Origin of the sequence: Saccharopolyspora erythraea NRRL 2338 (genome assembly GCF_000062885.1) — a bacterium.
In the GTDB taxonomy this organism is placed as follows: Bacteria; Actinomycetota; Actinomycetes; order Mycobacteriales; family Pseudonocardiaceae; genus Saccharopolyspora_D; species Saccharopolyspora_D erythraea.
The window spans coordinates 3927442-3939550 of the sequence record NC_009142.1; the positions used below are offsets into that span (position 1 = coordinate 3927442).

The window sequence follows — 12109 nt, forward strand, 5'->3', positions numbered from 1 at the left end:
GCCGCTCTTCGCCACCGTGCCGGCTACTTCAGGTCCTTGGAGGACTTGCCGAGCAGCCTGCGCGCGATCACCAGCTGCTGGATCTGCTGCGTTCCCTCGAAGATGTCCAGGATCTTGGCGTCCCGGCTCCACTTCTCCAGCAGGCTGTTCTCGGAGTAGCCCAGCGTGCCGCACAGCTCGACGCAGCGCAGCGTCACGTCGGTGCCGGTGCGTCCCGCCTTGGCCTTGGCCATCGACGCCTGCAGCGAGTTCGGCCTGCCGTTGTCGGCCATCCACGCCGCCTGCAACGTCAGCAGGTATCCCGCCTCCCAGTCCGCCTCCAGCTCCAGGAAGGTCGCCGCGGCCGAGGACTGCCGGTGCGGCGGGCGGTCGTAGTCGGGGGCCAGACCTGCCTCGGTGAGCTTTTCCCGCGTCTCGTCCAGCGCCGCCCTGGCCACGCCGACGGCCATCGCCGCGACAAGCGGCCGGGTGTTGTCGAAGGTCTGCATGACCCCGGCGAAGCCCTGCTCGGTGTTGATCTCCGGACTGCCGAGCAGGTTCTCCTTCGGGACCCGCACGTCGTCGAGCCGGAACTCGGCGGTGTCGGACGCGCGGATGCCGAGCTTGTGCTCCAGCCGGACCAGCTCGAATCCCGGCGTGCCCTTCTCCACGACGAACGACTTGATCGCGCCACGGCCCTTCGAGCGGTCCAGCGTCGCCCACACCACGACGGCGTCGGCGCGCTCGCCGGAGGTCACGAAGATCTTCTGCCCGTTGAGCACGTACTCGTCGCCGTCGAGCCGGGCGGTGGTGCGGATTGCCGCGGAGTCCGAACCGCAGTCGGGCTCGGTGATGGCCATCGCCGCCCACTTGCCCGCGAAGCGCTCGAGCTGCTCGTCGTCGGCGACCGAGGCGATCGCCGCGTTGCCCAGCCCCTGCCTGGGCAGCGACAGCAGCAGCCCCACATCGCCCCAGCACAGCTCGATCGTGCCGAGCGCGGTGGACATGTTGCCGCCGTTGCGGACCCCGTCGCCCTTGTCCGAGGCGCGCCGGACACCGCCGGCGCCGGAGGCGCCGCCCTGCCCGGAGGAATTGAGCCCGTCGAGCACCGCCGCGAGCATGTCCAGCTCGTGCGGATAGCTGTGCTCGGCGTGGTCGTACTTGCGCGAGTTGGGCCGGAATACCTCGGCCGCCGACTGCCGCGCCTGGTTCACCAGCGCGGCGAACTTCTTCGGCACTTCCAGGTTGATCAAGACGGCTCCCTAGAGCTGGTCAGGTCTGGATGTTGGGGGAGGGGAGGGGCTGGTGCGGCTGTGGCGATCCGGCCGGGGCGCAGCGCCATCGGCCGCGGGGCCAGTGGATCCGCCTGCGGGGAGGGCATCCGTTTCGGGGAGGGGAGGCTCAGTGGATCCGCCTGCGGCGGATGGTGCGGAGCGCCGTTTGAGGCTCCATCTGGAGCCTCAAACCATCACGATTCCCTCCGCCACGCCGATGGCGCGGAGGTCGCGGTACCAGCGTTCGACGGGGTGTTCCTTGACGAAGCCGTGGCCGCCGAGCAGCTGGACGCCGTCGCTGCCGATGGCCATGCCCTTGGCGGCGCACAGGCGGCGGGCGAGCGCGGTCTCGCGTGCGTGCGGCAGCCCCTGTTCGGCGCGGCTCGCGGCGCGGTAGGTCGCCAGCCGCATGCCCTCCAGCTCGGTGGCGATGTCGGCGACCCTGAACGCGACGCCCTGGCGGTGGCTGATCGGCTCGCCGAAGGCGACCCGGTCGTTGACGTAGGGGATGACGTAGTCCAGCACCGCCTGCCCGGTTCCGACCGCCAGCGCGCACCACGCGATCCGAGCCGAGCGGACGCACTCCACATAGGACTCGCGCTCGCCCAGCAGCGCCGTCGCGGGCAGGTGCACGCCGTCGAGCACGACGCGGCCCATGGCCGCACCGCGCAGCCCCATCGACGGCTCGGCCTCGATCGACAGCCCCGCGGTGCCGGACTCCACCAGGAACAGCCGGGGCGCGCCGTCGAGCTCGGCGGCCACGACGAACAGCTCCGCGTCCGCCGCGCGCGGCACCAGCGACTTGACCCCGTCCAGCACGAAGCCGCCGCCCGTGCGGCGAGCGCGCGTGCGCAGGTCGAAGGGGTCGAACAGCGGGCGCGGCTCGAGCACGGCCAGTGCGGCCGCGGGGACGTCGTCACCGACGAACGAGGGCAGGTACTGCGCCTGTTGCGTCTCGTCGCCCCAGGCGACCAGCGCGGTGCTCACCGCCGAGGGCGCCAGGCACGACACCGCCAGGCCCATGTCGCCGTGCGCCATCGCCTCGGCCACCAGCACGCCGGTCACCGCGGAGCGTTCGTCGCCGATGCCGCCCGCCTCGCCGGGAATCCCGACGAGCGTGACGCCGAGCTCGGCGGCCTGCTGGAGCAGCCCGTCGGGCGGCGCGCACTTGGTGTCGGCGTCGGCGGCCGCCGGGCGCAGCTTCTCGGCGGCGAACTCCCGGACCGTCTGCCGGATCATCTCCTGCTCGTCGGTCGGAGTGAGGTCGAACAGGTCCTGCCGGGGCGCGGCGGGGAGGCGGGCCGGCTTGCCGCCGCGCCGGACCGCCTTGAACGAGCGGCTCGCGGCGCCCACGGTGCGGAAACCGGCCTTGGTGGTCTCGAACATCACCCGCTCGGCGGGCTTGCGCAGGCCCAACCGGTCCACGACGCGGTTGCCGGCGAACCGGTTGAGCGCGGCGAGCGCGTACCCGATCGCGTCACGTCCCGAGCGCTGGCCGCTCAGGTTCTTCCCGCTCATCGGCGTCCTCCGGAACTCGAACAACACTTTACTTGCAAGTAATGCTACTCAGGAGTAGGTAAGGCGCCAAGGTGGGGCGCAGAATGTTGATCCGAACGGTACAAGTGCAGGTCGGCGCACTATTCTTCAAGTGTATGTACTCGGTGTATAGACCGTGTGTATAGTCGCCGGCATGTCGATCGGTCACACCTTGCTCGGGTTGCTGGAAGGCGGCTCGCGCCACGGGTACGACCTCAAGCGCGCCTACGACGAGCGCTTCGGCCACGCCAAGTCGCTGGCCTACGGGCAGGTGTACTCGACCCTCTCCCGGCTGCTGCGGGACGGTCTGGTGGCCGTCGAGGGAGTCGAGTCGGGCGAGGGGCCGGAACGCAAGCGCTACTCGATCACCGACGCGGGTGTGCGCAAGGTCGAGGAATGGCTGGCCACGCCGGAGAAACCGGTCGCCAGCCTGCAGAACACGCTCTACACCAAGCTCGTGCTGGCGATGCTCTCCGGCCGGGACGCCACCGAGGTCCTCGACTCCCAGCGGCAGGCGCACCTGGAGGTCATGCGCGACCTCACGCGGCGCAAGAACGAGGCCGAACCGGGCGAGCAGCTCGTCCTGGACTTCGCGCTCTTCCACCTCGAGGCGGACCTGCGGTGGCTCGAAGTCGCCGTGCGGCGCCTCGGTCGACTCACCAAGGAGGTTCCCTCATGACGGGTGACTCGCGGACCGACCGGTCCCCGGGTACCGAGATCCTGCTGACCGCTTCCGACCTGCACCTGTCGTTCGGGGCCACTCCGGCGCTGCGCGGTGCGGGGCTGGCGGTGACCGCAGGCGAGATGGTCGCGGTGATGGGCTCGTCCGGCTCGGGGAAGTCCACGCTCCTGCACTGCCTGGCCGGGATCCTGGTGCCCGAGAAGGGCGAGGTGCGCTACCGCGGCCGCGACCTGGCGCGGGCCTCCGACGAGGAGCGCAGCGAGCTGCGCCGCGGCGACTTCGGATTCGTCTTCCAGTTCGGCCAGCTCGTACCCGAGCTCACGGTCGCCGAGAACGTGGCACTGCCGCTGCGCCTGTCCGGCGTCGGCCGCCGCCGCGCCGAGCGGCAGGCCGCGGAGTGGCTGGAGAAGCTGGAGATCGCCGCGATCGCCGGCCAGCGGCCGGGAGAGGTCTCCGGCGGTCAGGGCCAGCGGGCCGCGCTGGCGCGCGCCCTGGTCGGCAACCCCTCGGTGATCTTCGCCGACGAGCCGACCGGTGCACTGGACTCCGAGGGCGGTGAGCACGTCATGCGGCTGCTCTCCGACGCCGCCCGCAACACCGGCGCCGCGGTCGTCCTGGTCACCCACGAACCCCGGGTCGCCGCCTACGCCGACGGCGAGGTCGTCATCCGCGACGGCCGGACCAAGGCGCGGGAGCTGGTCTGATGCGCACGATCCGCAACTGGGTGGCCGACCTGGCCTTCGGCGTGCGGCTGTCGGTCGGGGGCGGCCGCACGCCGTGGGGCAGGCTGGCGCTCACCGCGGTGGGCATCGGCCTCGGCGTGGCGGTGCTGCTGTTGGCGTCGTCGGTGCAGCACGTCGACGACGAGCGGCGGACGCGGCAGGAGGCCAGGAGCGGCCAGGTGTACGTCCAGGACCCGGCCGCGATCGCGGGCGCGGCTGTCCTGGCGGTCGACAAGTCGGATGTGTTCGACGGGCGCCAGGTGGTGGGCGTCGTCGTCGACCCGCAGCGGCCGGGAGCGCCGCACCCGCCCGGGATCGCCGGCAACCCGGCGCCGGGAGAGGTGCTGGTATCACCCGCGCTGAAGGCCCTCCTCGACGGCCCCGGCGGTGAGCTGCTGCGTCCGCGACTGCCCGGGGCGGTCACCGGAGTGGTCGGACAGGAAGCGCTGGTCTCACCGGACGAGCTGTTCTACTACGCGGGTTCGGACCGGTTGCTGCAAGAGAGCATGTCGGTGTCGGTGATCCGCGACCACTTCGGCGAGTCGTCGCCGTCGCGCCTGGGACTCGACAGCGAGCAGTGGATGGTCCTCGCTCTCGGGGTGAGCGCCCTGCTGGTGCCCGTGGTCGTATTCGTGGCGTCGACGGCGCGGCTGGCCGAGTCGGCCCGGGAGCGCAGGCTGGCCGCCCTGCGGCTGGTCGGCTCCAGCCGCAGGCAGGTGCGCCGCATCGCCGCGGGCGAGGCGCTCGCGGGGGCCCTGGCGGGGGTCGTGCTCGGCTGGGGGATCTTCCTGGCCGGACGACTGGCCGCCGGCGGGGTCGAGGTTGTCGGCTTCACCGTGTTCAGCTCCGACATCCGGCCGGAGTTGTGGTATGCCGCCGCGGTCACCGCGGGCGTACCGCTGGTCGCGGTCGTCACCGCGATCATGGCGATGCGCGGCACGATCATCGAACCGCTGAGCGTCGTGCGACGCACCCCAGCCGGTCGCCGCCGCCTGCTCTGGCGTCTCGTGCCGATCGTGCTGGGCACCGCCCTGATGCTCGCCGTCCGCCAAGGCGCGGGCGACGAGCGGGAGCTGATGTTCGTGACCGCGGTCGTGCTCATCCTGGTCGGAGTGCCGCTGGTGCTGGCGTGGGTGTTCGAGCGGGTCGTGGGCAGGCTCCGGGGCGGCTCGCTCCCCGGCCAGCTCGCCGTGCGCGGCCTCCAGCTCAGCAGTGGTTCGGCGGCCCGGTCGGTCAGCGCCATCGCGGTGGTGCTGACCGGGGTGATCGGGCTGCAGACGGTCCTGGCGAGCATGGAAGCCACCGAAGTGCGGCGGAGCGCGCCCGCGGACCCGTCGACGCTCTCGGTCAACGGCTCGCAGGCTCGCGACATCCCCGTCGACCCGGCCGGAGCCACTGGCCGGGCGCTGTCCGCGGTGCCCGGAGTCGTCGGCGTCGAGCCCGTCTCCTCCAGCTCGCTAACCCAGGGCGAGGATCCGCAGGCGCCCTACCACGGTGCGCTCATCGCCGACTGCGCCGTGCTGGCCAGGAAGGCCGCGGTCGGTTCCTGCCAGGACGGGGACATCTTCTACAGCAGCGGCACCGACCAGGCACCGGCTCCGGCGGCGGGGACCCCGATGCGCGTCGAACCGGGCTTCATCGGGGAGCGGGCGACGACCTGGACGACTCCGGCCGGCATCCGGCAGGTCGGCCCCCTCGCGGATGGATCCGGCTCCGCGGGGTTCCTGCTCACCCCGAAAGCCGCGGAAGGGATACCCGTGTCGGCGCGATCGGTCAACATCGCCGTCCGGCTCGGGGAGGACTCCTCGCCGGACACCGTCGAGCACGTCCGCAACGTCGCCGCCGCGCATCTGGTCGGCTGGTCGGTGACGCGCGGCGAGGGGCCGGACACGGCGCAGTCCGGTGCCTTCGACCTGATCCGGTACGGGCTGCTGCTCGGCGCGCTGGTCACCTTCGCGCTCATCGGGTGCAGCCTGTTCGTGTCCGCCGCCGAGCAGATCCAGCAGCGGCGCAGGCAGATGGCGGTGCTGGCGGCCGTCGGCGTGCAACGCCGGACGCTGGCCTGGTCGGCGCTGTTGCAGAACGCGTTGCCGATGCTCGCGGCGGTGGTCGTGGCGCTGGTGGTCGGCGCGTTGCTCGGCGGCCTGGTGCTGCTGGTGCTGGAGCCGAGCCGGGTCGCGTTCGACCTGCCGGGCCTGGCCGGTCTGCTCGGCATCGCGGTCGCGGCGGTGGCCGTGGTCACGGCCCTGACCCTCCCGGCACTCGGCCGGGCGATGCACCCGGAGGGCCTGCGCACGGAGTAGGGAAGTGCGGGGTGAGGGGGGACAGCTCGTCGCTGAAGCAATAGCGACTATTGCTTCAGCGACGAGTGAAATCAGTCCTATTGGGAGAAGGGCTTCCGGTTGCGTGAAGCACGGAGTCGAGCCAGGAAGCCCGGCTCGCGGCGTGGGGGACGAGGAGGCGCGCGGCGGCGGCCGGGGTGCGGCGTGCGGGCTCTCGGAACGTGGGCGGCACGCGGTGCCGGGCGCGCTGGCACGTCTCAAAGGGCACGCGCTGCCGAAACTGCGGTCAACGGGGGATAGCGGATGGCGCGGCGGCCCGACAGCTAGCGGGGAGCGGCGGATAAGCGCCCGTTAGCGGGGAGATCGGCCGATAGCGCGGCAACCCGGCGGCTAGCGGGGTAGGCCAGTGAGACCTTGCGGGCTGGCCGATAGCGGAACACATCGACGGTGAGCCGGGGGAGCCGACGGAGCGCGCGATGCATCGACGGAGAGCGCGGCGGGGCGACGGGTAACGGGAGTGGTCGATGTCACCGCGCGGCCAGTCCGGTGGGAGAGACGCCGCTGAGCGGAATCCGCCCGCTGGGGAGTTCCGGCGACGGGGCGGGTCGGCGGGCCCTGCGTGACCGGCGGGCTGGTGAGCGGCGCGGCCGCCAGCCGCTTCCTCCGCGTTCCGTCCTCCACGCCGGCTTCCGCTGCGCCGCCGGGCGTCCGCCCCGTCGGCTACCTCCGCGCCGTCGGCTTGCTCCGCCTCGCGCGTCCGCTGTGCGTGCCCGCTGTTCACGTGTCCGCTGTGTATGCGCCCGTCACGCCGCAGCGCTGTGACGGCGGCTTTCCCCGCTCCGCCGCTGTGTCGATGTGTTCCAGCGTTGGGAGTGTTCGGTCACTCGATCCGGGAAGCACTTGCGCGGATGAGGGTTGGTTAGGCTAGGCTACCTTTTGTTGATCAAGGTATCGGCCGGTCGGCGCGCTTGCTCCGTCCGGTCCGCCGAGCCTTTCCCGTGAACGAAGCCGGAGCCCGCGCATGACCATCCAGACCCAGCCGCGGCCGAAGACCTCCACGGCGTTCAGGCTGTTCCCGGTCGAGGTGACCGGTGTGCGGCGGCTCGGCACCAACCTCGCGCGGATCACCTTCGGCGGGGCGGAACTGGGCGCCATGGCCACCGGTGGGCTCGACCAGCGGATCAAGCTGGTCTTCCCGCTGCCGGGGCAGGACCTGGTGCTGCCCGGAGGTGAGCAGCCGTTCCAGGCGCTTCGTGCGCTGCCGGACGGCCTGCGGCCGCACCTGCGCACCTACACGCTGCGCGCGCACCGTCCGGAGCAGCGCGAGTTCGACGTCGACTTCGTCCTGCACGCGACATCGGTCCCGGCTCGTCGTTCGGCATGCGCGCCCGCGTCGGCGACCGCATCGCGGTGTACGCGCCGAACGCCGAACATCCGCACGGGAGGCGCTTCGCCGGCGTGGAGTACGACTTCGACCGGCTGGGGGAGCGGACCCTGCTCGTGGGCGACGAGACGGCGCTCCCGGCGATCGCGAGCATCCTGGAGGCGCTGCCGTCCGGGGTGCGCGCCGAGGTCTTCGCCGAGGTGCCCGACTCCGGCGACGTGCTCTCGATCCCGACCGCCGCCGATGCCCGCGTGCAGTGGCTGCCGAGGCTGGGCTGCGAGGCGCCCGGTGTGCTCGTGGCCGACGCGCTCCGGGCCGCGGCCCGCTCCCGGCGCGTACTGCTGGATCGCGGGGGAGCGCGACATGGTGACCGCGACGCGGCGTCACCTGCTCGGCGAGTGCGGCTTCGACCGCGAGTCGATCACGTTCATGGGCTACTGGCGTCGCGGTGTTCGCGGGGACCTCCCCGCGAACTGATCCCGGAACTGATCGAATTCGCGTGAAAACGCAGAGTGATACACGGTCGAGTTATGTCGTGGCTCAAATCTCACCGTGAGTGATCGGCTTTCTCGAGATCCATGTTCGGCCGATCAGGAATTGACCAGCGAATTCGTCTGAATCGCAGCGATCTTCGTCGTGTTTCTATGACGATGGCCACTCCGGCACGGTTTTGTACGCGCGGTTTCGCTACGTAGCGTGTCGCCCCGTCGGTCCCCGAAACCGGCGAAGCGAAACCGGAAGCCCGCCGCGCCGCGCCCTGCCCCGCGGGCTTCCCGCCCCCGACGAACAGGCACCGGGCAGGGCCAGGACAACCGACCCCGACGTGGTGGCGTCCCGGGCCAGGCCCGGTCGGACGCCCGTGGACACACGCCGGAGCCGTCCTGCAGGCGGGGCTGGAGAACGCACATGGCTCGCTACCGAGGCAAGCACCGCACGGCCGGCACCGGCCGCAACGTCGCGCGGGTCGCGCTGACCGGCGCCGTGATCGCGGCCCCGTTCGCCGTCGCCCTCCCGGCCAACGCGGCGTCGGAGTCCACCTGGGACGCCGTCGCGCAGTGCGAGAGCACCGGCAACTGGCAGATCAACAACGGCAACGGCTACTACGGCGGTCTGCAGTTCAGCGCCTCGACCTGGGCCGCCTACGGCGGCAACCAGTACGCCTCCAACGCCGCGAACGCGACCCGCGAGCAGCAGATCGCCGTGGCCGAGCGCGTCCTGCAGGCGCAGGGCCCGGGCGCGTGGCCGGTGTGCTCGAAGAAGGCCGGCCTGATTTCCGGCGCGCTGGAGAACCAGGACGTCTCCGGTTCCGGTTCGGCGCAGGCCGACGACGACTCCGAGAAGAAGACCACCAAGCCGGCGCCGAAGCCGAGCACCGCCACCGGCGACGACTACACCGTCCAGGTCGGCGACACCCTCGGCAAGATCGCCGAGAAGTTCGGCGTGAGCTGGCAGTCGGTCCACCAGAACAACCAGGACGTCGTCAGCGACCCGAATCTGATCTTCCCGGGTCAGCAGCTCGACATCCGGTGATTGCTCACCCGGTCCGCGCGACCGGGTGCGACGAGGGACCCCGCCAGCCTCTCTCCGGCGGGGTCCCTCTTCTTCTCGCCCTACTTGGGTCGGTGCCGCCGCAGATCGCTGCGGATGTCCCAAACCGTCCAGGCGACCCCTCCCGCTACGATGACCGACATCAGCAGCAGCACCAGCTCGGTCACGGGCGGTCCCTCCCTCCGGAGCGGTCGGGCTTCCCGACCCGGCGTCCTGTGCTCCCGAGCCTGAATTGCGCGGTCGTTGATCGCTGTGCGTGCAGGGTCATTGAACCCGGACGAGTGTTCCGCGTTGTGAGTTCACTCGCCGCGCACAGCCGTGATCAGTGCGTTGAGCTGCGATCAGCAGCGGGTCTCGGTATGAATGCGGAAAGTAGTCAGGGGAATTCTCCTAACGCTTCGTAGATCGAAAGAGACCCCAAGGGCTGCAATAGCTATCTGACCGGGCGATCGCCCGCGTGTCGGCTGGATCGGACTTGCTTTCGGCGGGCTAATACGCGCCTGCCGGGCCACACTGACGGCAACGCGACGCGCGCCAGATCAGTCCATCGGGCGGCGGTGCCGAACCGTGCGCCCGCGCAGCCACAACGCGCACCGGCGGCACCGCCCGCCAAGGGGAGGGCTGAATGACAGAAACCACGTGGGGCCGCGGGAGCACGGCCGCGGACCCGTCGGAGAGCACTGCCACCGACCAGCGGTGGCAGCTCGTCGCGCCGCCCCTGGTGCGACGTCCCGTGCGGTTCCACCGCAACGATCCCCGGACCGCGCTGGCGGTGGATCTCGGCAGGATCGCGGCGGCGATGTCCCGGCGGCTCGGCATGGGCAGCGGCGGCATGATCGGCGGCAGGCTGGCACTGGGCCTGCAGCCCAAGGCGCTGCAGAAGCTCGCGATCGGACGCCGGGTCGTGATGGTCACCGGAACCAACGGCAAGACCACGACGACGCAGATGGTGGCCGAGGCGCTGCGTTCGCGCGCGCCCGCCGTCAGCAACGCCACCGGCGCCAACATGCTCGACGGCCACGTCGCCGCGCTGATGACCCACCTCGACGCCCCGTTCGCGGCGCTGGAGGTCGACGAGCTGCACCTGGCGCAGGTCACCGAGCGCTTCGGCCCCGCCGTGATCGTCCTGCTGAACCTCAGCCGGGACCAGCTCGACCGCGTCGGCGAGATCCGCACCGTCGAGGCGAGCCTGCGCCGTGCGCTGGCGCAGGCGCCCGAGGCGCACGTGGTCGCCAACCGGGACGACCCCAACATCGTCTCCGCCGCGTTCGACCACCCCAACGTCACCTGGGTCTCGGGCGGGGCGCGCTGGAAGGACGACGCGGTCAACTGCCCGCGCTGCGGAGCCCACCTCGGCGACGGCGACCAGGAGTGGCGGTGCGCGTGCGGGCTCACGCGGCCGGACGCGCACTGGACGGTCACCGACTGCGGCCTGCGCGGCCCGGACGGGCGGATGCGGTCGCTGTCGCTGAACCTGCCCGGCCACGTCAACCGCATCAACGCCGCGTTCGCGCTGGCGGCGGCGCTGGAGAGCGGCTGCGAGCTGGCACCGGCGCTGGAGCGCATCTCCCGGGTGCACCAGGCCAGCGGCCGCTACAGCACGGTCGCGCTTTCCGGCCGCACGGTGCGGTTGCTGTTGGCCAAGAACCCGGCGAGCTGGCTGGAGATGCTCGACCTGGTCTCGGCCCACGAACGGCCGCTGGTGCTGTCGGTGAACAGCCGCGAGGCAGACGGGCACGACGTGTCGTGGCTGTGGGACATCGACTTCGAGTCGCTGCGCGGCCGCGTGGTGGCGGTGACCGGTGAGCGCGCGCTGGACCTGGCCGTCCGGCTGCATTACGCGGGTGTGCGGTGCCGGGTCGCGGGCAGCGTCGAGGAGGGCCTGCCTCCCGAGGGCGGCGACGTGCCCGACGTCATCGCCAACTACACGGCGTTCCGGGACCTGTTCGCGAGGAGCGTGGGGGCATGACGGAGGCTTTGCGGATCGCGCTGGTCCTGCCGGACCTGCTGGGCACCTACGGGGACCGCGGCAACGTGCTCGTGCTGGAGAAGCGGCTGCGGTGGCGGGGGATCGCGACCGAGACGGTCACCATCCTCTCGTCGTCGGAGCAGCTTCCGTCATCGTGCGACCTCTACGTGATCGGCGGGGGAGAGGACGTCGCCCAGCAGGCGGCCGTGCGCTTCCTCAACCGCGGCAAGGGGCTGCGGCGAGCCGTCGAGCGCGGGGCTCCGGTGCTGGGCATCTGCGGCGGGCTGCAGGTGCTCGGGACGGAGTTCACCACCGGCGACGGGGTGCGCCACGACGGTCTGGGGCTGGTCGACGCGGTGACGAGCCCGGGGCAGGGGCGCGCCATCGGTGAGGTGAGCACGGAGTCGACGATCGACGGCGTGGGCATGCTGACCGGCTTCGAGAACCACCTCGGCCGCACGGTGCTCGGCAGCGGGTCGAGCCCGCTGGGCAGGGTCCTTCGGGGGACCGGGAACGGGCACGACGACGCCGAGGGGGCGGTGACGGGGCGCGTGGTCTGCACCTACCTGCACGGGCCGGTGCTGGCGCGCAACCCGACGCTTGCCGATCTGCTCCTGGAGTGGGCCGTCGGCCGGCCGCTGCCGGAACTGCCCGAACTGCCGGTGCTGGAGGCGTTGCGCGCCGAGCGCACGCGACCGCCCGCACGGGCCCGCAAGTAGTCGCCTGGTCCGCC

Annotated in this window: 9 protein-coding genes and 2 pseudogenes; 8 read left to right on the top strand and 3 right to left on the bottom strand. The window is 71.7% G+C overall.

Translation table 11 applies throughout. The features are described from left to right. Window positions 1–23 precede the first annotated feature (23 nt). Entirely contained in the window at window positions 24–1232 is a 1209-nt protein-coding gene (locus SACE_RS17300) for an acyl-CoA dehydrogenase family protein (protein ID WP_009942130.1), read from the bottom strand. A 207-nt stretch (window positions 1233–1439) separates the two neighbouring features. Further along, window positions 1440–2771 carry an acyl-CoA dehydrogenase family protein gene (locus SACE_RS17305; protein WP_009942129.1) on the bottom strand — a complete coding sequence of 444 codons (1332 nt, stop codon included), beginning with the start codon at window positions 2769–2771 and terminating at the stop codon, window positions 1440–1442. Between the two features lie 172 nt (window positions 2772–2943). On the opposite strand from SACE_RS17305, the gene SACE_RS17310 reads away from it, so the two are divergent. From SACE_RS17310 to SACE_RS17330, 6 genes and pseudogenes are all read left to right on the top strand, one after another. Next, on the top strand, window positions 2944–3468 hold the full coding sequence (locus SACE_RS17310; RefSeq protein WP_009942127.1) for a PadR family transcriptional regulator: 525 nt from the start codon (window positions 2944–2946) through the stop codon (window positions 3466–3468). After that, on the top strand, window positions 3465–4175 hold the full coding sequence (locus tag SACE_RS17315) for an ABC transporter ATP-binding protein (RefSeq protein WP_009942126.1): 711 nt from the start codon (window positions 3465–3467) through the stop codon (window positions 4173–4175). Before SACE_RS17310 ends, SACE_RS17315 begins: the two co-directional genes overlap by 4 nt. Continuing rightward, window positions 4175–6496 (top strand): FtsX-like permease family protein, encoded by a 2322-nt coding sequence (locus SACE_RS17320; RefSeq protein WP_009942125.1) that lies wholly within the window; start codon window positions 4175–4177, stop codon window positions 6494–6496. The genes SACE_RS17315 and SACE_RS17320 overlap by 1 nt, the downstream gene beginning before the upstream one ends. A gap of 1000 nt (window positions 6497–7496) precedes the next feature. Next, a pseudogene (locus tag SACE_RS40175) lies at window positions 7497–7799 on the top strand (siderophore-interacting protein); the annotation flags it as partial. Window positions 7800–7855: 56 nt separating this feature from the next. Further along, window positions 7856–8336 (top strand): annotated as a pseudogene (locus SACE_RS38740) (siderophore-interacting protein). Between the two features lie 429 nt (window positions 8337–8765). Further along, a complete protein-coding gene (locus tag SACE_RS17330) occupies window positions 8766–9389 on the top strand; it encodes a LysM peptidoglycan-binding domain-containing protein (protein ID WP_011874070.1) in 624 nt (207 codons plus the stop codon). A gap of 80 nt (window positions 9390–9469) precedes the next feature. Here the strand turns inward: SACE_RS17330 and SACE_RS36545 are convergent, their stop codons facing one another. Next, on the bottom strand, window positions 9470–9574 hold the full coding sequence (locus SACE_RS36545) for a DUF2537 domain-containing protein (protein WP_009942120.1): 105 nt from the start codon (window positions 9572–9574) through the stop codon (window positions 9470–9472). A 458-nt stretch (window positions 9575–10032) separates the two neighbouring features. Here SACE_RS36545 and SACE_RS17335 point away from each other — a divergent pair, with 458 nt between their 5' ends. After that, the gene (locus tag SACE_RS17335; protein ID WP_009942118.1) at window positions 10033–11376 is read left to right on the top strand and encodes a DUF1727 domain-containing protein; all 1344 of its coding nucleotides are present in this window, start codon (window positions 10033–10035) and stop codon (window positions 11374–11376) included. Continuing rightward, window positions 11373–12095 (top strand): type 1 glutamine amidotransferase, encoded by a 723-nt coding sequence (locus tag SACE_RS17340; protein ID WP_009942116.1) that lies wholly within the window; start codon window positions 11373–11375, stop codon window positions 12093–12095. Before SACE_RS17335 ends, SACE_RS17340 begins: the two co-directional genes overlap by 4 nt. The last annotated feature ends 14 nt before the right edge of the window (window positions 12096–12109 follow it).

Excerpts from the sequence above, each read along its gene's own strand:
- SACE_RS17305 (WP_009942129.1), bottom strand. The coding sequence starts at position 2,771 with ATGAGCGGGAAGAACCTGAGCGGCCAGCGCTCGGGACGTGACGCGATC.
- SACE_RS17310 (WP_009942127.1), top strand. The coding sequence starts at position 2,944 with ATGTCGATCGGTCACACCTTGCTCGGGTTGCTGGAAGGCGGCTCGCGC.
- SACE_RS17315 (WP_009942126.1), top strand. The coding sequence starts at position 3,465 with ATGACGGGTGACTCGCGGACCGACCGGTCCCCGGGTACCGAGATCCTG.
- SACE_RS17320 (WP_009942125.1), top strand. The coding sequence starts at position 4,175 with ATGCGCACGATCCGCAACTGGGTGGCCGACCTGGCCTTCGGCGTGCGG.
- SACE_RS17330 (WP_011874070.1), top strand. The coding sequence starts at position 8,766 with ATGGCTCGCTACCGAGGCAAGCACCGCACGGCCGGCACCGGCCGCAAC.
- SACE_RS17335 (WP_009942118.1), top strand. The coding sequence starts at position 10,033 with ATGACAGAAACCACGTGGGGCCGCGGGAGCACGGCCGCGGACCCGTCG.
- SACE_RS17340 (WP_009942116.1), top strand. The coding sequence starts at position 11,373 with ATGACGGAGGCTTTGCGGATCGCGCTGGTCCTGCCGGACCTGCTGGGC.